This is a genomic window from Bradyrhizobium yuanmingense, assembly GCF_900094575.1.
Taxonomy (GTDB): domain Bacteria; phylum Pseudomonadota; class Alphaproteobacteria; order Rhizobiales; family Xanthobacteraceae; genus Bradyrhizobium; species Bradyrhizobium yuanmingense.
On the sequence record NZ_FMAE01000010.1, the window covers coordinates 152,091 to 175,368 of the forward strand.

Annotated in this window: 25 protein-coding genes; 17 read left to right on the plus strand and 8 right to left on the minus strand. The window is 65.0% G+C overall.

Features of this window, described 5'->3' with window-relative positions; translation table 11 throughout:
• Positions 1-41: 41 nt before the first annotated feature.
• Positions 42-617 (plus strand): YybH family protein, encoded by a 576-nt coding sequence (locus GA0061099_RS31480; RefSeq protein ID WP_036007869.1) that lies wholly within the window; start codon positions 42-44, stop codon positions 615-617.
• A 75-nt stretch (positions 618-692) separates the two neighbouring features.
• Here GA0061099_RS31480 and GA0061099_RS31485 read toward each other — a convergent pair whose 3' ends face one another.
• Together GA0061099_RS31485 and GA0061099_RS41490 are read right to left on the minus strand one after the other, a co-directional pair.
• Entirely contained in the window at positions 693-1,100 is a 408-nt protein-coding gene (locus GA0061099_RS31485; protein ID WP_036007872.1) for a hypothetical protein, read from the minus strand.
• A gap of 61 nt (positions 1,101-1,161) precedes the next feature.
• Entirely contained in the window at positions 1,162-1,329 is a 168-nt protein-coding gene (locus GA0061099_RS41490; RefSeq protein ID WP_167361689.1) for a hypothetical protein, read from the minus strand.
• Positions 1,330-1,711: 382 nt separating this feature from the next.
• On the opposite strand from GA0061099_RS41490, the gene GA0061099_RS31490 reads away from it, so the two are divergent.
• From GA0061099_RS31490 to GA0061099_RS31500, 3 genes are read left to right on the plus strand one after another with little or no spacing between them, the layout of a single operon-like run.
• Complete coding sequence (locus tag GA0061099_RS31490) at positions 1,712-2,665, plus strand: sugar-binding protein (protein WP_036007875.1); 954 nt, start codon at positions 1,712-1,714, stop codon at positions 2,663-2,665.
• Between the two features lie 34 nt (positions 2,666-2,699).
• Positions 2,700-4,217 carry a sugar ABC transporter ATP-binding protein gene (locus GA0061099_RS31495; RefSeq protein ID WP_036007878.1) on the plus strand — a complete coding sequence of 506 codons (1,518 nt, stop codon included), beginning with the start codon at positions 2,700-2,702 and terminating at the stop codon, positions 4,215-4,217.
• Positions 4,214-5,239 carry an ABC transporter permease gene (locus GA0061099_RS31500; RefSeq protein ID WP_036007882.1) on the plus strand — a complete coding sequence of 342 codons (1,026 nt, stop codon included), beginning with the start codon at positions 4,214-4,216 and terminating at the stop codon, positions 5,237-5,239. The genes GA0061099_RS31495 and GA0061099_RS31500 overlap by 4 nt, the downstream gene beginning before the upstream one ends.
• A 4-nt stretch (positions 5,240-5,243) precedes the next feature.
• Here the strand turns inward: GA0061099_RS31500 and GA0061099_RS31505 are convergent, their stop codons facing one another.
• Together GA0061099_RS31505 and GA0061099_RS31510 are read right to left on the minus strand one after the other, a co-directional pair.
• A complete protein-coding gene (locus tag GA0061099_RS31505) occupies positions 5,244-7,715 on the minus strand; it encodes a TonB-dependent receptor (RefSeq protein WP_199751049.1) in 2,472 nt (823 codons plus the stop codon).
• 164 nt (positions 7,716-7,879) lie between these two features.
• Positions 7,880-9,232, minus strand: a complete 1,353-nt coding sequence (locus tag GA0061099_RS31510; protein ID WP_036029415.1) for a histidine kinase — start codon at positions 9,230-9,232, stop codon at positions 7,880-7,882.
• 201 nt (positions 9,233-9,433) lie between these two features.
• Here GA0061099_RS31510 and GA0061099_RS31515 point away from each other — a divergent pair, with 201 nt between their 5' ends.
• Positions 9,434-10,054 (plus strand): response regulator, encoded by a 621-nt coding sequence (locus tag GA0061099_RS31515; RefSeq protein WP_036007891.1) that lies wholly within the window; start codon positions 9,434-9,436, stop codon positions 10,052-10,054.
• A 69-nt stretch (positions 10,055-10,123) separates the two neighbouring features.
• Entirely contained in the window at positions 10,124-10,969 is an 846-nt protein-coding gene (gene fghA / locus GA0061099_RS31520) for an S-formylglutathione hydrolase (protein ID WP_036029411.1), read from the plus strand.
• 156 nt (positions 10,970-11,125) lie between these two features.
• Here the strand turns inward: fghA and GA0061099_RS31525 are convergent, their stop codons facing one another.
• Complete coding sequence (locus GA0061099_RS31525) at positions 11,126-11,695, minus strand: DUF3280 domain-containing protein (protein WP_085972392.1); 570 nt, start codon at positions 11,693-11,695, stop codon at positions 11,126-11,128.
• Between the two features lie 60 nt (positions 11,696-11,755).
• Here GA0061099_RS31525 and GA0061099_RS31530 point away from each other — a divergent pair, with 60 nt between their 5' ends.
• From GA0061099_RS31530 to GA0061099_RS31555, 6 genes are all read left to right on the plus strand, one after another.
• Positions 11,756-12,937: an ABC transporter substrate-binding protein gene (locus GA0061099_RS31530; RefSeq protein ID WP_036029408.1), complete on the plus strand. Its 1,182-nt coding sequence runs from the start codon at positions 11,756-11,758 to the stop codon at positions 12,935-12,937.
• Between the two features lie 203 nt (positions 12,938-13,140).
• Positions 13,141-14,100 carry a YVTN family beta-propeller repeat protein gene (locus GA0061099_RS31535; protein ID WP_036029406.1) on the plus strand — a complete coding sequence of 320 codons (960 nt, stop codon included), beginning with the start codon at positions 13,141-13,143 and terminating at the stop codon, positions 14,098-14,100.
• Positions 14,097-14,903 carry an ABC transporter ATP-binding protein gene (locus GA0061099_RS31540; RefSeq protein WP_036029404.1) on the plus strand — a complete coding sequence of 269 codons (807 nt, stop codon included), beginning with the start codon at positions 14,097-14,099 and terminating at the stop codon, positions 14,901-14,903. The genes GA0061099_RS31535 and GA0061099_RS31540 overlap by 4 nt, the downstream gene beginning before the upstream one ends.
• On the plus strand, positions 14,900-15,748 hold the full coding sequence (locus tag GA0061099_RS31545; RefSeq protein WP_036029401.1) for an ABC transporter permease: 849 nt from the start codon (positions 14,900-14,902) through the stop codon (positions 15,746-15,748). The genes GA0061099_RS31540 and GA0061099_RS31545 overlap by 4 nt, the downstream gene beginning before the upstream one ends.
• Entirely contained in the window at positions 15,745-16,359 is a 615-nt protein-coding gene (locus GA0061099_RS31550; RefSeq protein WP_036029399.1) for a BAR domain-containing protein, read from the plus strand. The genes GA0061099_RS31545 and GA0061099_RS31550 overlap by 4 nt, the downstream gene beginning before the upstream one ends.
• A gap of 136 nt (positions 16,360-16,495) precedes the next feature.
• The gene (locus GA0061099_RS31555) at positions 16,496-16,798 is read left to right on the plus strand and encodes a copper-binding protein (RefSeq protein ID WP_036007909.1); all 303 of its coding nucleotides are present in this window, start codon (positions 16,496-16,498) and stop codon (positions 16,796-16,798) included.
• Between the two features lie 31 nt (positions 16,799-16,829).
• On the opposite strand, the gene GA0061099_RS31560 is transcribed toward GA0061099_RS31555, so the two are convergent.
• Positions 16,830-17,390, minus strand: coding sequence for a PQQ-dependent catabolism-associated CXXCW motif protein (locus GA0061099_RS31560; RefSeq protein ID WP_036029396.1), 561 nt, complete (start codon positions 17,388-17,390; stop codon positions 16,830-16,832).
• Positions 17,387-18,271: a substrate-binding domain-containing protein gene (locus GA0061099_RS31565; protein WP_036029394.1), complete on the minus strand. Its 885-nt coding sequence runs from the start codon at positions 18,269-18,271 to the stop codon at positions 17,387-17,389. Before GA0061099_RS31565 ends, GA0061099_RS31560 begins: the two co-directional genes overlap by 4 nt.
• A 126-nt stretch (positions 18,272-18,397) precedes the next feature.
• On the opposite strand from GA0061099_RS31565, the gene GA0061099_RS31570 reads away from it, so the two are divergent.
• Both GA0061099_RS31570 and GA0061099_RS31575 read left to right on the plus strand, forming a co-directional pair.
• A complete protein-coding gene (locus tag GA0061099_RS31570; protein WP_036029391.1) occupies positions 18,398-19,321 on the plus strand; it encodes a quinoprotein relay system zinc metallohydrolase 2 in 924 nt (307 codons plus the stop codon).
• A gap of 54 nt (positions 19,322-19,375) precedes the next feature.
• Positions 19,376-20,194, plus strand: a complete 819-nt coding sequence (locus GA0061099_RS31575) for a quinoprotein dehydrogenase-associated SoxYZ-like carrier (RefSeq protein WP_074448235.1) — start codon at positions 19,376-19,378, stop codon at positions 20,192-20,194.
• Between the two features lie 189 nt (positions 20,195-20,383).
• Here GA0061099_RS31575 and GA0061099_RS31585 read toward each other — a convergent pair whose 3' ends face one another.
• Complete coding sequence (locus GA0061099_RS31585) at positions 20,384-20,743, minus strand: hypothetical protein (RefSeq protein WP_036029388.1); 360 nt, start codon at positions 20,741-20,743, stop codon at positions 20,384-20,386.
• 87 nt (positions 20,744-20,830) lie between these two features.
• Here GA0061099_RS31585 and GA0061099_RS31590 point away from each other — a divergent pair, with 87 nt between their 5' ends.
• Genes GA0061099_RS31590 through GA0061099_RS31600 form a run of 3 tightly spaced genes read left to right on the plus strand, consistent with a single transcriptional unit; the run spans position 20,831 to position 23,262 of the window.
• Complete coding sequence (locus GA0061099_RS31590; RefSeq protein ID WP_036029386.1) at positions 20,831-21,805, plus strand: ABC transporter substrate-binding protein; 975 nt, start codon at positions 20,831-20,833, stop codon at positions 21,803-21,805.
• 1 nt (position 21,806) lies between these two features.
• The gene (locus tag GA0061099_RS31595; RefSeq protein WP_036029383.1) at positions 21,807-22,544 is read left to right on the plus strand and encodes an ABC transporter permease; all 738 of its coding nucleotides are present in this window, start codon (positions 21,807-21,809) and stop codon (positions 22,542-22,544) included.
• Positions 22,534-23,262, plus strand: a complete 729-nt coding sequence (locus GA0061099_RS31600; RefSeq protein ID WP_036029381.1) for an ABC transporter ATP-binding protein — start codon at positions 22,534-22,536, stop codon at positions 23,260-23,262. The genes GA0061099_RS31595 and GA0061099_RS31600 overlap by 11 nt, the downstream gene beginning before the upstream one ends.
• The last annotated feature ends 16 nt before the right edge of the window (positions 23,263-23,278 follow it).

Consider the following 23,278-nt stretch of genomic DNA (forward strand, 5'->3'; position numbering starts at 1 on the left):
GCTTCATGCATGGGGCTCGTCGTTCGATCAGGAGCTGAGAAATGACAAACAAACCGTCCGGGCTGAACAGGTGGCCATGCGAGCAGGAAAAGATATCGCGGCGCTCGATGATGGCCGCTACCGCAGCAATTCCCCTGTCCGGTCAGCTTTCGGCCGATGCGGCCGCTGGAAGCGACGCGATAGCAGGCCTCGTCGAACGCGCCCGCGAGAAGAATGCCGCCTTCATGCGTGGCGATGTGGACCGCTGGTCCCAGCTTGTCCGCATCGCGCCCGATTTCACGCTGATGCAGCCCTTTGGCGGGCCTACGAGTCGGGGATTCGACGCTAGTCCCCAGCGTCTGGCTGCCCTCTCCCGATACTTCAGGGAAGGCCAAACCGAACTTGAGGTTTTGCAAACCTATGCATCCGACGCGCTCGTCGCTCTCGTCATGGTCGAGCGCCAGCGCGCCGAGGTGGGCGGGTTGCCGGCTCAAGACTGGTCGCTGCGCGTGACCGAAGTCTACCGCAAGGACGGCACGGATTGGCAACTCGTGCACCGTCATGCGGACCCGCTGGTCCGAAGCATCACCTTGCAACAGGCGGCGATACTCGCCCGGGGATGGCCGGAGGAAAAATGACGAAGCGCTGCAGATGAGCTGGATTCGGAGCCGGCCGGCGGTCAGTCGAGACGACGTGCGATTTCGTCGCGATGATCAGCGCGAGCGCTTCGGCAATTTCGGCAGCTTGTCGGGATTGAATGCCGGCATCTGCCCTGGTGGTTCAGGTGGGGGCGGCTGTTGTTCCCTGAGGATGAGCGTTCCGTGGAGGATCATGCCCGGCGCCTGAGGTGCTGTCGCGGTGTAGGTCGCGATCTTGCCAGGGCAGCTTCCCTCGATCGTCAACGTCAGCTCTTGATCGTTGCCGAACACGGTGGCGCGTCCGTCGGTGTGACGCTTCGTCAATACGGTTGCGGTGAAGCGATCTCCATCGATCTGGCAGGTGCCGTGATAGGTCATCAGGCTGTCACGGCCCCAGATCTGGCCGTCTGCGACATGGACGATCCCGGTACCCTGGTCGATGGGCGTCTTGTACCAAGCGGCGTAGGTGCCGTCCTTCAGCATGGGAGCAGCCTCCCCTGGTATTCCCACGCCGACAATTGGCATCATTAGCGCCAATAAACGGTTAATGACCGGGCCCGTGCCAATCCGGTCTTTGCTTGCGCAGCTCGGCCTCGAGCTCCTCGATGATGCTGTGAAGCAGACACGCTGCAAGCGGATCGGTCACCTCGCGCTCCAGATGCCGGTACCGCGCAATCTGGAATTCCTGCTCTCTCAACTGCTGCTCAGTCATCACGGGCCCTCCGGCGAACCGACGCGGAGACGGCCGGAGAGTTTCGTTACAATTTTCAGATCATTTGCGATGGTTTCCAATCGGTTAAAGGCGCAAGCGGGCTGCGGATTGCCCGAAAAGGCTGCCGCGGGACCGGCGACACCAGCCTGAGCGCGGCGGTTGACGTCCAGACCGTTGCTTCCAATTGCGTGCGCGGCGGGCTTCTGCTAGCTTGAGGTACGTGCCTCATTTCACCTCGCCGGCCGGGTTGGTGACCCGCCTCTGCCGCAACGATGCGGGTAGCGGCTGATTGCCGTGCCGCTGGGGGTGAGGCATGCGCCCAATCTGGGTTCAAGCAGAGTTGGCCATCAAAAAGGGCCGACCGCCTTAGGGGAGGAATGATATGCAGCGTCTCTTGGTTGCAGGTGTGTCTGTTGCCTTCGCGATCGCAGCGGGTGTCGGCCCGACGGATGCGGCGGACAAGAAGGTTCTGGCCTTCGTCGTCAACGGGGCGTCCGACTTCTGGAAGATCGCCGAGGCCGGGATGAAGAAGGCGCAGGGCGAGCTGCCCAACTACGAGCTCCAGTTCAAATATCCGGAACAGGCTGCAGCCGCCGTGCAGCAGCGCGTGATGGACGACCTCGTCGCCGCCGGTGCCGCCGGCATCATGGTCAGCGCAGTCGATCCAAAGAACCAGACCGAGCATCTCAACAAGGTTGCGTCCCAGACCGTGCTGTTCACCACCGACAGCGACGCGCCGAAATCCAAGCGCGTGGCCTATATCGGCTCCTCCAACACCGACCTCGGCAAGGAGGCAGGAAAGCTGATGGTCAAGGCGCTGCCGAACGGCGGCAAATGCGTCGGCTTCGTCGGCCTACCCGGCGCCGACAACGCACGCGAACGCATCGAAGGCGTGAAGGAGACGCTCAAAGGCTCGAAGGTCGAGCTCGTCGACGTTCGCGGCGACGAGATCGACCAGACCCGCGCCAAGCGCAACGTCGAGGACATCCTCGCCGCCATGCCCGATGTGAGCTGCCTCGTCGGCTTCTACTCCTACAACACGCCGCGGATCTACGAGGTGCTCAAGGAGGCTGGCAAGCTCGGCAAGATCAAGATCATCGGCTTCGACGAGGATCCGATTACGCTCGGCGGCGTCAAGGAAGGCAGCATCGTCGGCACGGTGGTGCAGCAGCCGTTCGAATGGGGCTATCAGGGCATGAAGCTGATGGCGAACTACATCGGCGGCAACAAGTCCGGCATTCCGGCCAACGGTATCATCATCGTGCCCGGCAAGGTCATCGAAAAGGCGAATGTCGACGAGTTCATGGCCTCGATGAAGCAGATGCTGAAGAAATAGGAGATATCCGCGCTGCCCGCCCGCGCAGCCTGCCATGCCAGCACCGTTTCTCGAACTGGTCGACATCAGCAAGAGCTATCCAGGCGTGGTCGCCCTCGACCACGTCGGTCTCCAGGTGTCGCCCGGCGAGGTCGTTGCGCTGATCGGCGAGAACGGCGCCGGCAAGTCGACGCTGATGCGCGTGCTCGGCGGGGTCGTGGAGCCCAGCGGCGGCTTCATTCGTGTCGACGGCGCCGCGCGATCTTCGCTCACCGTGGCGGATGCGATCAAGGCGGGCATCGCCTTCGTCCATCAGGAACTGAACCTGTTCGACAATCTCGATGTCGCCGGCAACGTCTTCATCGGCCGCGAGCCCGTGCACGGCGGACCCTTGCGGCTGATCGACCGCAAACGGATGTATGCCGATGTCGCGCCGCTGCTGGAGCGGCTGGGCTGCGATTTCGCGGCCGATGCGCCGCTCGCCGACCTGTCGCTGGCGCAGCGCCAGCTCGTCGAGATCATGAAGGCGCTTTCGCTCGACGCTCGTCTCGTCATCATGGACGAGCCGACCTCGAGCCTGACGCTCGCCGAGACGGACCGCCTGATGCGCACCGTGGCCGGCCTGAAAGCCCACGGCGTCAGCATCATCTTCATCACGCATCGGCTCAACGAGGTGATGCAGTGCGCCGACCGTGCGGTCGTGCTGCGCGACGGTCGCGTGGTCGGCGCGCTGACGCGTGCGGAGCTCTCTCCGGCGGCGATGATCCGCTTGATGATCGGCCGCGACCTGAAATCGCTCTACGTGCCGCCGGCCGCGCCGCCCGGCGACAGCGTGCTGGAGATCGTCGATGCGGTCACCGACACCTATCCCGGCCGCGCCGTGAGCCTGTCGGTCCGCCACGGCGAGATCCTCGGGCTTGCCGGTCTCGTCGGGTCCGGCCGCACCGAGCTCGCCCGCGCCGTCTTCGGCATCGACCCACTGCGTGGCGGCACGATACGACTCGATGGCGAGCCGATCCGTATCGCAAGCCCACGGGCCGCCATCGAGCAAGGCATCTATCTCGTTCCGGAGGACCGCAAGGGCGCGGGCCTGCTGCTCGACGTCTCGATCGCCGAAAACATCTCGCTGCCGGATCTGGCGTCCTATATGCGCTTCTGGCTGGTGGATACGGATCGCGAGAACGAGAACGCGGTGCGTCAGCGGGAGCGCCTAAAAATCCGCGCGCCCGACGTCAAGACCGCCGTCGGCTCGCTGTCGGGAGGCAACCAGCAGAAGGTCGTGCTCGCCAAATGGCTGTCGATGCGGCCGAAGGTGCTGATTGTCGACGAGCCGACGCGTGGGGTCGACGTCGGAGCCAAGCAGGAAATCTACGGCATGCTGCGCCGCCTGACCGATGCCGGGGTGGCGATCCTGATGATCTCCAGCGACATGGAGGAGGTGATCGGGGTCAGCGACCGGCTCGCGGTGATGCATGAAGGCGCGATCTCGGGCTTCCTTGATCGCAGCCAGTTCAGTGAGCACAATGTGCTGCAGCTTGCCGTTGGCCACACAATCACGGCGGAGGGACCTTGAGCAAGAAAGACCTGAGCCTTCTCGTTCTGATTCTGGTGGTCGGGACCGTTGTCGCCCTGATCAATCCGAGATTCCTGTACGTCGGCAATCTCTCGAACACCGCCAACCAGATCGGGCTGTTCGGCATCTTCTCCATCGCCGAAGCCTTCATCATCATCATCGGTGGGATCGAGCTGTCGGTGGGTTCGGTGATCGCACTGCTGGGCGTCCTGTTCATCGACCTGATCGTCAATCACGACGTCAACTGGGTCGTAGCCCTCGCGATGATCGTCGCGGCCGGGCTCGTGATCGGCCTGGTTCATGGCACGCTGGTGACCAGGATGCGGATCCAGGCTTTCGTGGTCACGCTGTGCGGCCTTCTGATCTATCGCGGCGCGGCGCGCTATTACACCGAGGACGCGACGGCGGGCTTCGGCTTCGGCGCGAGCTTTCCGATGCTGGAATGGCTGGCCGCCGGCCGCACAAACGTGCTCGGATTCCCGCTGCCGCACAGCGTGGTGGCGCTCGCCGTGGTGGCCGTGATCGCCTGGGTGGTGCTTCACCGCTCGGTGTTCGGCCGCTATCTCCTTGCCGTCGGCAAGAACGAGGAAGCGGCACGCTACTCCGGCATTCGCACCAACCGCGTGATCATCTCGGCCTATGTCATCTGTGGCGGGCTGACTGCGTTTTCGGCGATCCTGATCGCGATGTACACCCGTTCGATTTCGCCGGCGGTGCACGGCTCGTTCTACGAGCTCTACGCCATCGCCGCCGCCGTGCTCGGCGGCTGCTCCTTGCGCGGCGGCGAAGGCTCGATCATCGGTGTCGTGCTCGGCACCGTGCTGCTCCAGGTGCTGCAGAATCTCGTCAACCTGCTGGGCATTCCGAGCTCGCTCAATTTTGCGGTGATGGGAACGGTGATCCTGGTCGGCGTGCTCGGCGATCAATATCTGGTGCAGCGACGCCACCGCGCGAGTGCGGCCAAAGGCCGGGAGCAGGCGAGCGTCGCTGCGGCTCCGCTCGAGCGCGTGAAGGTGGAGTGAAAATCTAGAACGTCACCCGCAACCCCGCGTAAAACGCGCGCGGCCTTGCCGGGCTCAGCGAGCGCGGGTCGGTGAAATCCGCGCCGCCATTGGTGAAGTTGGGCAAGGCGTCGCGGTCGAAGAACTGGCCGTAGGTCACGTAACGCTTGTCGAAGATGTTGTCGACGCGGCCGTAGAGCTGGACGTTCTTCGCGATCTGATAGGAGGTGTGGAGATTGAACACCGTATAGGACGGCAGCTTCGCGAACTGGTTGGACTCGTCGCCGACCAGATACTGGCTGGAGACGAACAGCGCGTTGCCGCCGACCTTCCAGACGTCGGTCACGGCATAGTCGACGCCGACCTTGACGCGGTGGCGCGGGACTGCCGGGATCTGGTTTCCGGGCCTGACCTGAATGGTCTCGGAGGTATCGTCGGCAAACGGGCTTTCCGAGCCGAGCTCGAGCGGATCAAGGAAGCGGGCATCGACGAACGCGTAACTCGCCTGGAACTGCAGCGTCGGAGACTTGATGTTGACTTCGGCTTCGAGCCCCTGCCGCCGGGTGCGGCCTACGTTCGAAAAATAGCCGAAACCAGTCCGGCCAACGACCGGCACCGCCATGATGTCGTCGTGGTTGGTGGCGCGAAAGCCGCCGATCTTCCATCCGAGGGTGCCGATGTTCAACTCCTTGGTGCCCCGGAAACCGGCCTCCACGGTCTTGGAGACGACCTGCTTCAACGGTGGATCCGCAACCAGGAAGGCCGCGATGAGACAGGGCCTGGCGGGATCGGCGCAGCCGAGCTCGAGCGGCGTCGGGACGCGGTTGGCCTCGGAGTAGCCGGCATAGGCGGTCAATTCCGGCGTGATCCTGTAGGTGCCGCCGATGATCGGATTGAAACGCGTGAAGGTGTGATCGCCGTTGAGCGCAGTCCCAAGCTGATCTTCCAACGTGATCCGCGCCGCATTGAAGCGGCCGCCCCCCGTGATGGCGAAGGCTTCCGTGACGTTGAACGTATCCATCGCGTAGAGGCCGTTGTACTGATTGACGGTCCGCAGCGAGACCGGGCCGGCGACGGGGTCCGTCACAGGAGTCGGTCCCAGGAAAACGCCGCTGCCGCTGACGACGTAGTTCTCTCCCATCGAGCCGATTTCGGAGGAGGCGTTGTAGCGCGTGACGCTGGCGTCATAGGTTGCGCCCACCACGAAGCGGTTGTCATGGCCGAACAACTGGTCGGTGTTGGTGGCCTGCCCCGACACGCCGAACGTGGTCGAACGGATCGAGCCGCGGTCGATCGCGCCGAGGATCGTGCCCGGCGCAAATGGGTTGGCAAGCTGCACGCCGCCCGCGCCGTAGGCGGGTGAGGTGTCGTCGCCAAAGCAGAGCAGCGCCGGATCTGCAGCGCACTCCTCCACATCGGTCGGGTTGCCGTCGACCACCTTTTGCTCGTACCTGCGCACACGCGCGATGCCTTCGAGCGTCCAGGTCGGCGTCGCGTCGACCTTGCCGGTCAGGTTGAGATAGCCGACGCGATTGGAGGTGGTCTGCGGCGTGGTATAGGTCGCGCCCCAATATCTGTCGAGCAGCTCGGCCGGGACCGTGGCGCTGGCGCCGAAATCGTTCTTGGCCACGCCCATATTGGCGTGGAATTCGCTGTCGCCGGCCCTGTAGCCGACATCGCCGTAGAAGCGCCGCACGGTCGATTGGGAAAAATTGCGGAAGCCGTTGTCGCGCAGTCCTTCGAGCGCACCGTAGACGGCGAAGTTCTGGTCAACCTGCTTGCCCCATTGCGCCGAGCCCTGGATGCGGCCGAACGATCCGCCCATGAGGTCGAGCTCGGCGCCCTGATAGGTGAAGCCGTCCTTCATTTGCAAGTTGATCGCGCCGCCGAGTGCATTGAGGCCGAAGGCCGGATTGTTGGTCACCAGCGTCACCGACCTGATCGCGGCCGTCGGAATCAGGTCCCAATTGACGGCGTCCGAGAAGGCCTCGTTGATGCGGACGCCGTTCTGGTACACCGCAAGGCCTTGCGGCGTGCCCGTCACGGGCGAAGCGACGAAGCCGCGGAATTCGACATCCGGCTGGAACGGATTGCCGGTGACTTCGCTGATGTTGATGCCGGCGATGTTGTCGCGCAGCGCGTCCGTGACGTTCAGCGAACCGGTGCGCCTGATCTGGTTGGCATCTACGGCATTGATCGCCGACGGAACCTTGTCGACATCGAGACCCCGGCCGGTGCCCGGCGAGGTCGGATAGACGTAAAGGCGTGTCCTCGGCGCGGCCGATCCCGGCGCCCCCACGCGCGCAACAGGTCGCGACGGCGCCGCGCGCCGCGCTGCCGAAGGTGGTGCGGTCACCTCGACCGGCGGCAGGTTCTGGACGTTGGTCTCCTCGTCCGGCGCGGCCCCGGCAGGGGTCGCATAGACCAAGCCCGATACCAGCCCGGTCGACACCGAAGCCATCAACAAAGCACGCTTGAACGAAACAACCTTGCCCATCCCCGCCTTCCCATCCGTGACCACCGACTGTTTTGATGTTCCGCCGATTGGTCGGGACGAGTTTATTCGGCCGCAATGGGGACGCCAGCCACAAAAGGTCGGACCCTATCCACACCCATTTTCCCGACCAAATCGGGAATTTTTCCCGATCGCTTTGGATGCGATCAGGTTGCCGCTGTCGGCACCAGCGCTTCCACGGTCACACCGCCCTCACTCGAGACCACATTGAGCGTGCCGCCGAGCGCCAGGATCCGCTCGCGCATGCCGACGAGGCCGAAGCCGAGCTTCTGGCCTGGCTCCATGCCGCGGCCGTCGTCGCTGACCCGCACCCGGGCGCAGAAGCGGCCGCCGGCCTGCTCGACCGGCTCGATGACGACGCTGACCGAGGTCGCACCGGCGTGGCGGAACACATTGGTGAGCGCCTCCTGCACGATGCGGTAGATGGTGAGATCGGCGGTCTCGCCGGTGGGGCCCAGCGCCGGCGAGATCGAGGTCTCGATCGCAACGTCGGGATGCGACTCCCGCCACAGCCGCCACAGGGATTCGAGCGCCTGGCGCAGGCCGAGCTCGGCGAGGCCCACGGGCCGAAGACGCTCCAGCACGCGGCGATTGAACTGCTGGAGTGCATTGATCTGCTCCAGCATGGCGCTGCCATGTTTGCGCACCGCATCGGCACTCGGCTCGCGTCCGTCCGCCTGCTTCGCCAGCGCGCTCGCATGCGCGCGCAGCGAGAACAGATAGGGCCCGAACTCGTCGTGCAATTCGCGCGCGATCTCCTTGCGCTCGATGTCCTGCAGCGACACCGCGCGCTCGGCAAGGCGACGCTTGTCCTCGACCGCTTCACCAAGCGTCGCGGCAAGATGGTTGAGCCTGGTGCAGATCGCCGCGAGCTCCGGCGCGCCGCCCGGCGCGACACGGGCCTCGTAATGTCCGCTTTCGAGCTTCCCCATGGCGTCCGCCAGCGACTGCAACGGTGCCAGGGCACGGCCGACCACCTTCATCATCAGGAAGAACAGCGCAAGCGCGATCACCGAGCCGACCTCGAGCTGGGTCACGATGCCGTCCCAGATCTCGGCGATCTCGTCGTCGGGATGCGAGGTGATCACGAGCGAGCCGGGTTTGCCGCGAATCGAGACCGGCACGCTGACCGCGGTCTGCTCGGGATGGACAAGGCTGACGAACCAGGCCGGCGGGGCACGCGTGTCGACATCGGAGCCAAGCCGGCGGGGCGTCAGCGGGTTCCCACCGGAATCGTGCAGCGCGATGCTGACATGGCGCAGGCGGCTGAGATCGCGGGCGATCTGGTTCAGCCTGGCATCAGGATCGGGTGCCTCGTTGAGATCGGCAACGATCATCTCGATGAATTCGCGCGCGAGGCGGATCACGCTCTGGTCCTCGGCCTGCACGCGCGGGCCCGCCTCGGCGATCTGGCGGCCGATATTGACCGCGAGCCCCAGCGCCAGCAGCAGCGCCAGCAAGAGATTGATGCGCCCGCGCAAGGAAAGATTCTGCCACATTGGTCTCGCTCGTGCCTCGCGAAGGGTTGGCGCCTGTCCGACGACGTTGACAGAGGCGAACCGCCCGATATCTAATCGGAAGCGTACAGCAATCCCAGCCGGGTTGCATGAGCCGACACGAGACGCGCGTCTTGTCTGGTCAGTCTCATGCGGCGCAGAACAGGCAAGCTCCAAGGGAACGGGCTGTCGCGGGGAACGCCTATGCGCATTCTGATCGTCGACGATCATCCCATCGTCGCCTCCGGCTGCCGTGCCGTGCTGGCCGACGAAGGCGAGATCGAAATCTTGGAAGCCGCCGATGCCGAGGACGGCGAGTGCGTCTTCATCGTCGAACGTCCCGACCTCTGCATCATCGACATCAATCTGCCGACCGTCTCCGGATTCGAGCTCGCGCGCCGCATCCTCGAGCGCGCGCCCGAGGCCCGCATCATCATGTTCAGCATGAACGACGACCCCGCTTTCGCTGCGCGCGCGATCGAGTGCGGCGCCAAGGGCTACGTCTCCAAGACCGGCGACCCCGACGACCTCGTCGAGGCGATCCGCGCCGTCGGAAGCGGCGGCACCTATCTTCCGACCGCGATCGCGCGCAGCATCGCCTTCGCCGGGCCGACGCTGGCACAAAACCCGCTGTCGAAGCTGAACGCGCGCGAGATGGAGATTCTGCGGCTGCTCAGCGCCGGCAAGAGCCTGTCCGAGATCGCGTGGCTGGTGCAATCGTCCTACAAGACGGTGGCCAATACCTCGTCCATCATGCGCCAGAAGCTCGGGGTGAAGACCTCGGTGGAGCTGGTGCGGCTGGCGATCGACAGCGGTGTCGCCTGACCACGCCACGAATTCGGTCACACAAGCGTTGCAATCTTGGTGTGGTGAGATGCCACGGAGCTCTTAGGCATGACGATTCAGACTGTCTCGACCAACAAATCCCATGGCGGCGTGCAGGGCGTCTATCGCCATGCCAGCCAGGTGACCGGAACCGACATGGTGTTCTCGGTCTATATCCCGCCGCATGGGGACGGCGCCAAGCTGCCCGTGGTCTGGTATCTCTCCGGCCTCACCTGCACGCATGCCAACGTCACCGAGAAAGGCGAATTCCGCAAGGCCTGCGCCGAGCTCGGCCTGATCTTCGTCGCGCCCGACACCTCACCGCGCGGGCCCGATGTGCCGGGCGATGCCAACAACGCCTATGATTTTGGCCTCGGGGCCGGCTTCTATGTGGACGCCACGCAAGAGCCGTTCGCGCGCAATTATCGCATGTGGAGCTACGTCACGGACGAGCTGCCGAAGCTGGTTGCGGAGAGCTTTCCGGTCGATGCCAGGCGGCAATCGGTGATGGGCCACTCGATGGGCGGCCACGGCGCGCTGACGGTGGCGCTGCGCAATCCGCACCGCTTTCGCGCGGCAAGCGCGTTCGCGCCGATCGTGGCGCCCTCGCTCGTGCCCTGGGGCATCAAGGCGCTGACCGGCTATCTCGGACCGAACAAGGAGTCTTGGCGCAACCACGACACGGTGGCGCTGATCGAGGACGGCGCCAAGTTCTCCGGCTTCCTGGTCGACGTCGGCGAGGCCGACAATTTCCTGAAGGAGCAGCTCAGGCCGGAGCTGCTCGAGGCCGCCTGCGCCAAGGCGGGCATCCCGCTGACGCTGCGGCGCCAGGCGGGCTACGACCACAGCTATTATTTCATCTCGACCTTCATGAGCGATCATCTGCACTGGCATGCGGAGAGATTGAAGGGGTGATGTCTTTCTCCTTCTCCCCTTGCGGGAGAAGGTGGCGCGAAGCGCCGGATGAGGGGTTCTCTCCGCTCGCACGACCATTCGTGGGGATGGAAACCCCTCACCCGTCTCGCCGCTACGCGGCGAGCCACCCTCTCCCACAAGGGGAGAGGGGGAACCTCACGGCTTGCCGTAGTTCGGCGCCAGCAGGCGGTTGCGGATGAGATAACTCATCGTGCGCGACCAGGATTCATCCGTGTTGCCGCGCATGTCGGCGCTGGCGACCGCGACCATGTTGCCGGTCTTCACGTCGCGCAGATAGATGTTGAGATTGATGATCAGGTTGGAGACCTTCTGCACGAGGCCGGTGATCTCCAGATCGGCGCCGAGCTGGCCGGCGAGCTTGAGGTCGCAGCCGCCGCAGGCCTGCAGGTTCGCGCCACGGGCGGCCTCCCGTATCGGCGCGATGTCAAGCACCTGGAACCGGCCCGACTCTGCCAGCTCCTTGCGCAGCTGCTCGCTGATGCGCATGAGCCGCGCCTCTTCCGGCTTGGAGCCGTAGAACTCGCCCGGCAGGCTGGTGTCGACCAACTCGAAATCGAACACCGCGAGCTTCGGTGGATCGGCGAGCGCGCCCGCCCCCGTCCACAGCAATGCTGCGGTTGCCAACAATGCTCGCATGATCGTGATGCCCGGCTTCGCGCGCGCGGGGACGAAATGCGGGGTTGCACGGCCTGACAAATTGGTCATGCTTGAAGCAGAGACAATTCTTCACCGGCGGTCAAGCCGGGGAGATCGTCTGGAGGAAACATGATCCGATGGTTGGCCGGCCTGATCGGCTTTGGTCTTGCCGCGACGAGCGCGCTTGCGGCCGATCCCGTCACGATCGGCGTCGGCTATCTCGCAATCGCCGGCACCCGATCAACGCTGTCGCTGGCCGAGCAGCCTGCCGAGAACGACGGCCTCGCCGGCGCGCGCCTTGCCATCGAGGACAACAACACCACCGGGAAATTCACCGGCCAGCGCTTCACGCTGGAGGAGCGCCGCATCAGGGAAGGCGAGGACGTGGCGCAGGCTGCGACCGCGCTCGCCGAGAAGAACGGCTTCATCATCGCCGACCTGCCCGCCGATGCGCTGTTGAAGGTCGCGGACGCCTTGCGCGACCGCGGCACGCTGCTGTTCAACGCCGGCGCGATCGACGAGCGGCTGCGCGAGACCGATTGCCGCGCCAACGTCATCCACACCGCGCCGACGCGTGCGATGCTCGCCGACGCGCTCGGCCAATATCTGGTGTGGAAGAAGTGGTCGCGCTGGCTGCTGGTGGTCGGCTCGCACGACGAGGACAAGCTGTTCGCGGATGCTATCAGGCGCACCGCGGCGCGGTTCGGCGCCAAGATCGTGCAGGAGCGAACCTTCGAGGACAAGGGCGGGGCGCGGCGCACCGATAGCGGCGTGGCGCAGATCCAGCGTCAGATCCCCGTCTTCACGCAGCAGGCACCGGCCTATGACGTGCTGGTCGCCGCCGACGAGAGCGAGGTGTTCGGCTCTTATCTGCCCTATCGCACCTGGGATCCGCGCCCGGTCGCCGGCTCGGCCGGCCTCGTGCCGCGCAGCTGGGACGCATCGCAGGATCAGTGGGGCGCGATCCAGATGCAGAACCGCTTCATCAAGCTGAATTTGCGCCGGATGACCGCACGCGACATGCAGGCCTGGACGGCGGTGCGCATGATCGGCGAGGCCACCTCGCGCACCAATTCCGGCGAGGTCAGGAAGGTCACCGATTTCATCAAGGGCCCGGATTTCTCGGTCGCCGCCTTCAAGGGCACGCGACTGACCTTGCGCGACTGGAACCTGCAGCTGCGTCAGCCGATCCTCCTGGTCGACGGCCGCATGGTGGTGTCGGTGTCGCCGCAGGAAGGATTCCTGCACCAGGTCTCCGAGCTCGACACGCTCGGCTACGATCGCCCGGAGAGCAAATGCAAGCTGAAATGAGCAATGAGATGAGATCGAGCCGCCTCGACAATGATGACGGTGCGCCCCCTCCCCCGCGCGCGGGGGAGGGTTGGGGAGAGGGTGTCTCCACGCGCGAGAACCCCCAAGAGGAGAGAGCCCTCACCCGCATCGCATCTGTCGATGCGATGCGACCTCCCCCGCCAGCGGGGGCGGTGAGGACCGCTCGCGGACAGAGATCGCACATGCTAAGCGCAGCGTTGCTGATGGTTCTGGCGACCTCCGCACCACCCGCGCATGCGTTCATCGCCTATGTCTCGAACGAGAAGAGCAATACGGTCTCGGTGATCGATACCGACAGCTGGACCGTGACCAAGACCATCAAGGTCGGCCAGCGTCCGCGCGGCATCGACCTTACCCGCGACGGCAAGTTCGTGATGGTCGCGGTCGGCGACGATGACACCATCCAGGTGATCGACGCCAAGACCCAAACCGTGGTGGACAGCCTGCCCTCCGGACCCGACCCCGAGCTGTTCGCGCAGGATGCCGCCGGCAAGATGCTCTACGTCGCCAACGAGAACGACAACACGGTGACGGTGATCGACCTCGAGAAGCGCGCCCGGCTCGGCGACATCCAGGTCGGTGTCGAGCCCGAGGGCATGACCATCAGTCCGGACGGCAAGACGCTGATCAACACCTCGGAAACCACCAACATGGCGCATTTCATCGACACCGCCTCGCGCCAGATCGTCGCCAACGTGCTGGTGGACGCGCGGCCGCGCTACGCCGAGTACAAGCATGATTCTTCCGAGGTGTGGGTGTCCTCGGAGATCGGCGGCACTGTCTCGATCATCGACCCCAAAAAGCACGAGGTGATCGGCAAGGTCACGTTCGAGATTCCGGGCTTGCGCAAGGAGGCGATCCAGCCGGTCGGCATCGGCATGACCAGGGACGACAAAACCGCGTTCGTCGCGCTCGGCCCCGCCAACCGCATCGCCGTGGTCGACGTCGCCTCGCGCAAGGTGACGAAATATCTCCTGGTCGGGCAGCGGGTCTGGCACATGGCGTTCACGCCGGACGAGAAATATTTGCTCACCACCAACGGTGTGTCGAACGACGTCTCCGTCATCGACGTCGCCGCGCAGAAGGTGATCAAGACCATTCAGGTCGGCGAGCTGCCCTGGGGCGTCGCGATCGCGCCATGACCAGCCCCGCCCCGATCGCCGAAGCCCAGGAGACGCCGAGACCCGAAGAGGCCGCGGTGCCGGCATTGTCGATCGACGGTGTCAGCCATGCCTATGGTCCGCGGCGCGCATTGACGAACGTGTCTTTCAATGTGCAGCCCGCGAGCTTCACGGCGCTGCTGGGACTCAACGGCGCCGGCAAGAGCACGCTGTTCTCGCTGATCACGCGGCTGTTCGGCATCCAGTCCGGCCGAGTCTCGATCTTCGGCCATGACGTCAGTAAGAGCCCCGGCGAGGCGCTGCGGCTGCTCGGGGTCGTTTTCCAGCCGCGCACGCTCGATCTCGACCTGTCGCTGACGCAGAACCTGCTCTACCACGCCGCGCTGCACGGCATTGGCCGCCGCGAGGCCTCGGCGCGCAGCGCCGAGCTGCTCGGCCGGATCGGCCTTGCCGATCGCGCCGCAAGCAAGGTGCGCGACCTCTCGGGCGGACAGATGCGGCGGCTGGAGATCGCCCGGGCGCTGCTGCACCAGCCGCGCCTCTTGCTGCTCGACGAGCCGACCGTCGGCCTCGACGTCAAGGCGCGCGCCGACATCATCAGCCACGTCCGCCAGCTCGTGACCGAGCAAGGCATCGGCGTGCTCTGGGCCACGCACCTGTTCGACGAGATCATGCCCGATGACGATCTCGTGGTGCTGCACCAGGGCAAGGTGCTGGCGCAGGGACCGATGAACCGCGTCGTCGCGGAAGCCGGCGCGCAGGACGTCAACACCGCCTTCATGCGCCTGACCGGCGCGCAAACCATGCCTGGAGGCGGCGCATGAGCAGCATCACGACGCGCGAGGCGCCGCGCGGCTTCTCGTTCGCCGAGTACATGACCTGCCTCAGCGGCATCGTCTGGCGCGAGGGCCTGCGCTTCCTGCATCAGCGCGAGCGCTTCGTCTCGGCGCTGGTGCGGCCTCTGGTGTGGCTGTTCATCTTTGCCGCCGGCTTCCGCCAGGTGCTCGGCATCTCCATCATCCCGCCCTACGAGACCTACATCCTCTACGAGGTCTATATCGCGCCGGGACTGATGGCGATGATCCAGCTCTTCAACGGCATGCAGTCCTCGCTCTCGATGGTCTATGACCGCGAGATGGGAAACATGCGCACGCTCCTGGTGAGCCCGCTGCCGCGGGGGTTCCTGTTGTTCTGCAAGCTGCTCGCGGGCACCGCGGTATCGCTGCTCCAGGTCTATGCGTTCCTGCTGATCGCCTGGCTCTGGGACATCACCCCGCCGCCCCAGGGCTATCTCACCGTGCTGCCGGCGCTGATCCTGTCGGGGCTGATGCTGGGCTCGCTCGGCATGCTGATCTCGTCGGGCATCAAGCAGCTGGAGAACTTCGCCGGTGTCATGAACTTCGTGATCTTCCCGATGTTCTTCGCCTCCTCCGCGCTCTACCCGCTCTGGCGCGTGCAGGAGGGCAACCCCTATCTCTATTATCTGTGCGAGGCCAATCCGTTCACCCATGCGGTCGAGCTGATCCGTTTCGCGCTGTATGGCCAGATCAACTGGATCTCGCTGGCGGTGGTCGCGGTTTGCACAATCGTCTTCATGATCGGTGCGATCCTGGCCTATGATCCCTCGCGCGGGTTGGCGCGACGCGGGCCTGCGGGAGGCGAAGGATGATTGTTCGGGTTCTGGTCACCTCTGTACTGGTGCTCGCTGTCGCGAGCACGACGGCGCACGCCGCCGATCCGCGCTATCCGGACTGGCCGTGCACCCAGGCGAAGGTGCCCGAGATCTCGCTGGCGGCCGTGTGGGGCGGTCCGCCGCTCGACGACGTCCAGAACAAATGGAAGGACGACGCCAAGATCAGCGCGCTCGTTGCGAAACTGGCGGCGCGCAAGACGCCACTGGATGATGTGGAAAAGCTGGTGAAGGAGTTTCTCGCGGGTTCCGCTGCCGACAAGACCGCGAACGCAAAGCTGCTGTTCGCCGGCCTGTTCGACACGCTCAACGCCCAGCGCTCCCAGGTCATGAACGGACTCGAGCGCGTCAGCCGCAAGCAGCGCGATGCCGCCGACAAGATCCGCGAGGAGGCAATTCAGCTCCAGGCCCTGCAAGGGGCCACACCGCGTGACGAGGCCAAGGTCCAGGCGCTCAGCAACGAGCTGATCTGGAAGACCCGGATCTTCGAGGACCGTAACAAGGTGGTGCGCTTCGTCTGCGAGGTTCCAACGTCGCTCGACCAGCGCCTGTTCGCGCTCGGACGCGTCATCCAGCAGGAAATGGAATAGCGTCAGTTACGCTGACCGCTCACGAAAAGTTCCCGCAATCGCTCCGGCAACGTTAACCTTTCGCCGCGCTATGTGCCGGAACCAAATCGATTTATGATGGCTTGTCGACGTGAACTCAAGACGTCGGGAGGCCTCGATGGGAACCACAAGAATCATGTTTGCGGGCGCTGCGGTCCTCAGCATGCTCGCAACCAGCGCCTTTGCTGACGACATGACCGGGATGATCACGCGGATCGATCGGCTCAACGGCACGATTTCGATCCAGCAGACCCAGAAGGGCACGGTCGGCGCCAGCACAGGCAGCGCCGGCGCGCTCCAGGAGTACAAGGCCAAGGATGCGGCGATGCTGGATGCCGTCCATGCCGGCGACAGGGTGAGCTATTCTGCGACCGAGACCAACGGTACGGGCACCTTGACGAAGCTGCAGAAGCAGAAGTAACGGCGCTGGCGCCTGATCTCTCCTGCTTGCATCAATGTTGCTCCGGCCGCGGCTCCGGCTGCGCCTCTTCCGTCGGCAGCTTCGCGCCCTCCCAGCCGTCGGTGCCGTCAGGATACCAGGCGATGTTGGCATAGCCGTAAGCGAGTGCACGCTTCGCCGCGTTCCAGGACATCCAGCAATCGGCGAGGCAATAGATCACCAGCAGCGCGGCCTTGTCGCCGCGTGAGGCGCGCGCGAGGCCACGCTGAAGATAATCGTCCATGGCGGGCGGCAAGTTGCCGTAGCCGGTGTCCGGCAGCCAGAAGCTGCCCGGAATGTTCCTGCGCGGCGCGTCACGCCACACCGTGCTCACAGGAAGGTTCTTTGGTTTCGGCGCGCGCGGCATCACGTCAACGAAGGTGCCGCTGTTCGCACGCCAGATCGCCTCCGCCTCGCCGGTCGTGAGCACGCGCGCGCCAGCGAGCGTCGCCGGCACCGGCGCGCGATAATTGTCGGTACGATATCCCTCGGGCTCGAACGGCTCCTGCTGCTGCGCCGACGCCGGGGCCACGAGCAAGGCAACGACGAACGCAGCGGCAAGCGGCCGGCTCATGGCGCCTTCTTGGCCGTCTCCGCGCCGAGCGGCCGGTTGTTCTCGTCCAGCAGCGGCACGCCGAAATCGAGCAGGATCTTGTTGATCTCGCCCTGGTTCTCCTGGATCACCCGGTTGAGCTGCCGCTTCCAGTTCTGGTCGGCGGGTCGCACGCCCATGCCGATGCGATAGACCAGCTTGGACCCGGTGGTCTCCTTGACCAGCGGCATGACGTGCAGCGAGGGGCCGGCTTTCTTCGCATAATAGCCGGCCATGGGTCCCCAGAGCACGCCGGCGTCGATCTTGCCGGCAGCGAGGTCGTCGATCATCGCCTGCGCGGAATTGTCGAAGCGCGTGTCGATCATCAGCTGATAGGGCTTTGCATCGCCCATCAGGCCTGCCAACGCCATATTGGTCGCCGGCGGCGTGCCGGCGACGATGCCGATATGCTTACCTTTCAGGCGTGCGTCCTGCAGCGTGTCGACGTCCTCGAGCCCGCTGCCAGTCTTCGCAACCAGTGCATAGGTCGTGCGGTAGTAGGGATTGGTGCCCTGCACGAGGTCGTCGCCCTGCGGGTAGCCCATGATGACGTCGCAGCGATGCGCACCCAGCGTCATGCGCACGAAGCCGGCGGCCTGCGGGAAGAACACGTAGTCCAGCTTCTTCTGCAGCTTGTCCGCCAGAAACTCGGCGAGCTTGTTCTCGAAGCCCTCGCCCTTCTCGTTCGAGAACGGCAGGTTGCGCGGGTCGGCGCAGACGCGCAGCACCTTCGGGTCGACCAGCTCGAATGAGAGATCTCCGGTCTCGTTGGTCTGCGCGATGGCGAGATCGCCATAGGCACACGATGCGATCACGATCCAGAGTAAAAAGCACCAGCGACGATGTCGTCCGGCCTGCGTCATCGCGCTTCCTCCTCGTTTTGTTTGAATGTTATCCATGCAACGCATGACGCGCCACGTGTGCCAACTTTTGCCGGCTTTGCTTTGTTGCAGTGCAATGAGGCCAATCCTTTGAACTGAGGCGGAAAAGTGTCTCGCATCGCTCTCGTGATCGCAGCCTTGTCCCTGGTAGCAGCCACGCTAGCACGCGCCGGGGCGGCCGAATTGCCTGTGAGCGAAGTCGCGCCGGGAATCTTCGTACACTCCGGGGCCATCGCGCTGATGAGCCGCGAGAACGAAGGCGGCATCGCCAATGTCGGCTTCATCATCGGAGGTGACGCGGTGGCCGTGATCGACACTGGCGGCAGCCTGCGCGAAGGCGAGGCGCTGCTGGCGGCGGTACGAGCGCGCACGCAAAAGCCGATCCGCTATGTCATCAACACCCATGGCCATCCCGACCATGTCTTCGGCAATGCTGCCTTCATGGGGGAGGGAACCAGCTTCGTCGGCCACAGCAAGCTGCCGCAGGCGCTGGCGAGCCGCGGGCCCTTCTATCTCGACAATTTTAGGCGCCTCATGGGCCCCGAGCTGATCGATCCCGTGAAGATCGTACCGCCGACCCTGCTCGTAACGGACACGCTCACGCTCGATCTGGGCTCGCGCCGCTTGACCTTGCGCGCTTGGCCGGCCGGGCACAGCGACAACGATCTGACCGTGTTCGACGAGAGCACCAACACCCTGCTTGCCGGCGATCTCGTCTTTCTCGGCCACATTCCGGTGATGGACGGCAGCATTCGCGGCTGGCTCGCCACGCTGAAAGAGTTGGAGACGATCCCGGCGCTGCGCGTTGTTCCCGGTCACGGTCCTGTGAGCGACTGGCCAGCGGCGCTGAGCGATCAACGACGTTACCTGTCAACGCTGCTGTCCGACGTCCGCGCCCTGAACAAGAGGGGCGCGCCGATCCGCGCCGCTGCGGACAAGGCGGCGGCGGACGAGCGGCCGCACTGGCAGCTGTTCGAGGACTACAACGCCCGCAACGCAACTGCAGCATTTTCGGAAATTGAATGGGAATAGCGGGCGCGCTACGCTGGCAGAAGATCAGCTTCACCTAAACCGAGGAGCATGACCATGACGGCATGCACACGCCGCCTACCCCTGATTGCCCTGCTCCTCGGCATCGCCTTTGCCGTGCCGGCGCAGGCGGACGAGGCCTCCGATCCCTGGCCGGGCCTGGTGCAGGACATCTTCAGCAACCGGCCGATGAACGACGGCGCCGAGGTCATCGGCATCGAGATGCCCTATCGCGCCGAGGATCCCGCCATCGTGCCGGTGACGCTGCGCAGCAAGCTGTCGCCCGGCGACAGCAGACGCATCCGTTCGATCACGCTGGTGATCGACCGCAATCCCGCGCCGATGGCCGCGAAGTTCGAACTCGGCCCGGACGCCAATGTCACGGAAATCTCGACCCGTGTGCGCGTCAACAACTACACCGACGTGCACGCGGTCGCCGAGCTCAGCGACGGCCAGCTCTACGTCTCGAAAGTCTATGTGAAGGCCTCTGGCGGCTGCTCGGCGCCGGCTGCAAAGAACGTGGAGGAAGCCAAGAACCGGCTCGGCCAGATGCGCTACCGGCAATTCGCCCGTGAAGAAGGTCCGGCAAGCCGGTTGCGCGAAGCGCAGATCATGATCGGCCATCCTAACAATTCCGGCCTGCAGATGGACCAGGTCACGCAGCTCTATATCCCCGCCTTCTTCATCAACCAGCTCAGATTGACGCAGGACGATAGCCCCGTGCTGTCGATGGAAGGCGGCATCTCGATCTCGGAAGATCCCAACCTGCGCTTCACCTATCTCTCCAACGGCGCCAAGCGCTTCCGCGCCGAGGCCCGGGATACGGACGGGCACGTGTTCCGCAACGAATGGGACATGGAGAAGCCGGGGACGTGAGCGAGGGGCACCACCCTCCCCTGGAGGGGGAGGGTCGGCTCACATTGAGCGCAGCGAAATGTGAGACGGGGTGGGGTGACGGTCTCTCCGCATCCGACACTGCCCGAGTGGAGAGATCACCCCACCCCGCTCGCGCTGCGCGCGATCGACCCTCCCCCTCCAGGGGAGGGTGAGACACCGCGGCACAATTCAGAAACACCTCACCTCGGCTTCCGCCTGCGCGCGCCTTAAGTCGTTCACCGCCGAATTGGCCTGCTCCGAGGTGCGAAACTGCACGCCGAGATTACTGCGCACCTGCGACATGCTGAGCGCGGTCTCGGCGGTAACATAACGCTCGTAGGGCACGATCGAGGCGACCACGTCGATCGAGCAGGAACATTGCTCGATCGCGGAGCGTGTCTCGCCATTGGCCTTCATGCAGCCATAGACATATTCCGCGCGCGCCGCGGTGGGATAATCATTGGCCTCTTCGGCCCCCGCCACGCATGCGCTCGCAGCAAGCGCCGTCAATGCGGCGACAATCGGTCGTAGCCGTCCGGTCAGATTCATGCGCGTCCTCCCGCTGGTTGCGACCAAGGCTATGCTATGCGTATTGTGCTGAAAAGCACTCTGTCAGAGGAAACGGCTCACAAGGTGATGACAGTTTTGGCGCGAATATGGGCGCTCGCAACGGTCCTGGCGCTCGCCGCACCGGCCGGTGCCGCGGACACGATCCGCCTTGCGGTGCAGAAGACCGGAACATTCTCGTGGGAGCTGGCCGCGATCCGCAGCGCCGGCCTCGACAAGGAGGCCGGCCTGGCGCTGGAGGTCACCGAGCTGGCGAGCACCGAGGCCGGCAAGATCGCGATGCGCGCCGGCAGCGCCGACATCATCCTGTCGGACTGGCTTTGGGTGTCACGCGAGCGCACGCTCGGTGCCAAGCTCACCTTCTATCCCTATTCCAGCGCGCTCGGCGCCGTGATGGTGCCGGCCTCATCGCCGATCAAGAGTCTCGCCGACCTCAAGGGCCGCAAGCTCGCGGTCGCCGGCGGGGCGATCGACAAGAGCTGGCTGCTGCTGCAGGCGCGGATGAAGCAGGACGGCATCGACCTGAAGTCGGACGCAACCATCGTCTACGGCGCCCCGCCCCTGATCGCCGCCAAGGCGCTGGACGGCGAGATGGATGCGAGCCTCAACTTCTGGAATTTCTGCGCACAGCTCGAGGCCAAGGGTTTCAGGCGCCTGACCGGCATCGAGGACATCTTGCCGAAGCTGGGCGCCAAAGGCGCGGTCGCCGCGGTCGGCTATGTCTTCGACGAGAGCTGGGCCGCGAGCCATAAGGAGGCCGTCGCGCGCTTCATTGCGATGACCCGCAAGGCCAAGGAGCTGTTGGTGACCTCGGATGCGGCCTGGGACAAGGTCGCGCCGCTCACCGGCACGACCGATCCTGCCCTGCTCAAGACTTACCGCGACCGCTACCGCGACGGCATTCCGCGCCGGAGCATCGATGACGAGGAAAAGGACGCGCGCGTGCTCTACCGCGTGCTGGCCGAGATCGGCGGCCGCGATCTCGTCGGCCCCGCAGCCGAGCTGGACCCCGGTACCTTCTATCACGCAGTCCCCGGAGACTGAGGTGCTGCGCCTGCTGTCGTTCGTCCTGTTCCTTGCGATCTGGTGGATTGCCGCGCTCCTCGTCGGAGGCGCAAAGCTGCCCTCCCCGCCGGCGGTGCTTCAGGTGATGATCGCGGAAGCATCAAGCGGCGCGCTGTTCCTGCATCTCGGCGCCACGCTGGCGCGCGTCGCGCTCGCCTTCACCCTCGCGATGTCGCTCGGCAGCGCGATCGGCTACCTCATGGGCCGGGTCAAGCTCGCCGACCGGCTCGGCGATCCCTGGCTCATCCTGCTGCTTAACCTGCCCGCATTGGTCGTGATCGTGCTGGCCTATATCTGGGCTGGCCTCACCGAGGCCGCCGCGATCGCGGCGATCGCCATCAACAAGCTGCCGACCGCGATCGTCACCTTGCGCGAGGGCACGCGCGCACTCGACCGCTCGCTCGACGAGATGGCGAGCGTGTTCGCGATGCCGCGCTGGCGGGCCTTCCGCCACGTCGTGCTGCCACAGCTGGCGCCCTATATTGCGGCCTCGGCCCGCTCCGGCCTGTCGCTGGTGTGGAAGATCGTGCTGGTCGCCGAGCTGCTGGGGCGACCGAACGGCGTCGGCTTCGAGATCGGCGTCGCCTTTCAGCTGTTCGACACGCCGCGGCTGCTGGCCTATTCCCTGACCTTCGCCGCCGTCGTGCTCGTCATCGAAACCTTGCTGGTGCAGCCGTTCGAAGCCCGCGCAAACAGGTGGCGGCCCCGTGCGGCTTGAGGTCGATATCACGGGCAAGACTTTCAGGAGTGCGGCGGGCGGAACGCACGAGGTGCTGGCGCCCGTCAAGTTCGCGCTGCAATCCGGCGAGGTCGGCGTGCTGATCGGCCCCTCCGGCTGCGGCAAGAGCACGATGCTGCGTATCATCCTGGGACTGGACCACGACTTTGCAGGCCATATCGCGCGGCCGCCGGAGGCGCGGATCGGCATGGTGTTCCAGGAGCCGCGCCTGCTGCCGTGGCGTTCGGTCGAGCAGAATGTACGGCTGGCTGCGCCCGATGTCGCTGATGCCAAGCTCGCCGAGCTCTTCAGGATTTTGGAGCTGGAAGCGCATCGCGACCACTATCCCGGCGAGCTCTCGCTGGGTTTGGCCCGGCGCGTGGCGCTCGCCCGCGCCTTTGCCGTCGAGCCGGATATTCTGGTGCTCGACGAACCGCTGGCATCGCTCGATGACGCTCTCGCCGGACGCTTGCGCGATGAGATTGCAACGCTCGTCGCGAGCCGGCCGGTGATGACGCTTTTGGTGACACACAGCCTGGACGATGCAGTGCGCCTGGGCGACCGGCTGTTCTTCTTGTCGCCGCGACCAGCGCGGATCGTGGCCGAGATGCCTATCGGCATCCCGCGCGCCACACGCGGCGAAGCCGAGATTGCGGCGATCAAGGCCAGCCTCGCGCAACGAACTCAAGGCGACCGCACCGAGCGAGATGCCTCGTAGCCGGTCGCCTGGCGGA

Coding starts and splice junctions, on each gene's coding strand:
- GA0061099_RS31515 (WP_036007891.1), top strand. CDS start 9,434: ATGCGCATTCTGATCGTCGACGATCATCCCATCGTCGCCTCCGGCTGC.
- GA0061099_RS31545 (WP_036029401.1), top strand. CDS start 14,900: ATGAGCAGCATCACGACGCGCGAGGCGCCGCGCGGCTTCTCGTTCGCC.
- GA0061099_RS41490 (WP_167361689.1), bottom strand. CDS start 1,329: ATGACTGAGCAGCAGTTGAGAGAGCAGGAATTCCAGATTGCGCGGTAC.
- GA0061099_RS31490 (WP_036007875.1), top strand. CDS start 1,712: ATGCAGCGTCTCTTGGTTGCAGGTGTGTCTGTTGCCTTCGCGATCGCA.
- GA0061099_RS31550 (WP_036029399.1), top strand. CDS start 15,745: ATGATTGTTCGGGTTCTGGTCACCTCTGTACTGGTGCTCGCTGTCGCG.
- GA0061099_RS31590 (WP_036029386.1), top strand. CDS start 20,831: ATGACAGTTTTGGCGCGAATATGGGCGCTCGCAACGGTCCTGGCGCTC.
- fghA (WP_036029411.1), top strand. CDS start 10,124: ATGACGATTCAGACTGTCTCGACCAACAAATCCCATGGCGGCGTGCAG.
- GA0061099_RS31585 (WP_036029388.1), bottom strand. CDS start 20,743: ATGAATCTGACCGGACGGCTACGACCGATTGTCGCCGCATTGACGGCG.
- GA0061099_RS31485 (WP_036007872.1), bottom strand. CDS start 1,100: ATGCTGAAGGACGGCACCTACGCCGCTTGGTACAAGACGCCCATCGAC.
- GA0061099_RS31510 (WP_036029415.1), bottom strand. CDS start 9,232: ATGTGGCAGAATCTTTCCTTGCGCGGGCGCATCAATCTCTTGCTGGCG.
- GA0061099_RS31530 (WP_036029408.1), top strand. CDS start 11,756: ATGATCCGATGGTTGGCCGGCCTGATCGGCTTTGGTCTTGCCGCGACG.
- GA0061099_RS31540 (WP_036029404.1), top strand. CDS start 14,097: ATGACCAGCCCCGCCCCGATCGCCGAAGCCCAGGAGACGCCGAGACCC.
- GA0061099_RS31555 (WP_036007909.1), top strand. CDS start 16,496: ATGGGAACCACAAGAATCATGTTTGCGGGCGCTGCGGTCCTCAGCATG.
- GA0061099_RS31565 (WP_036029394.1), bottom strand. CDS start 18,271: ATGACGCAGGCCGGACGACATCGTCGCTGGTGCTTTTTACTCTGGATC.
- GA0061099_RS31505 (WP_199751049.1), bottom strand. CDS start 7,715: ATGGGCAAGGTTGTTTCGTTCAAGCGTGCTTTGTTGATGGCTTCGGTG.
- GA0061099_RS31525 (WP_085972392.1), bottom strand. CDS start 11,695: ATGACCAATTTGTCAGGCCGTGCAACCCCGCATTTCGTCCCCGCGCGC.
- GA0061099_RS31560 (WP_036029396.1), bottom strand. CDS start 17,390: ATGAGCCGGCCGCTTGCCGCTGCGTTCGTCGTTGCCTTGCTCGTGGCC.
- GA0061099_RS31480 (WP_036007869.1), top strand. CDS start 42: ATGACAAACAAACCGTCCGGGCTGAACAGGTGGCCATGCGAGCAGGAA.
- GA0061099_RS31495 (WP_036007878.1), top strand. CDS start 2,700: ATGCCAGCACCGTTTCTCGAACTGGTCGACATCAGCAAGAGCTATCCA.
- GA0061099_RS31535 (WP_036029406.1), top strand. CDS start 13,141: ATGCTAAGCGCAGCGTTGCTGATGGTTCTGGCGACCTCCGCACCACCC.
- GA0061099_RS31575 (WP_074448235.1), top strand. CDS start 19,376: ATGACGGCATGCACACGCCGCCTACCCCTGATTGCCCTGCTCCTCGGC.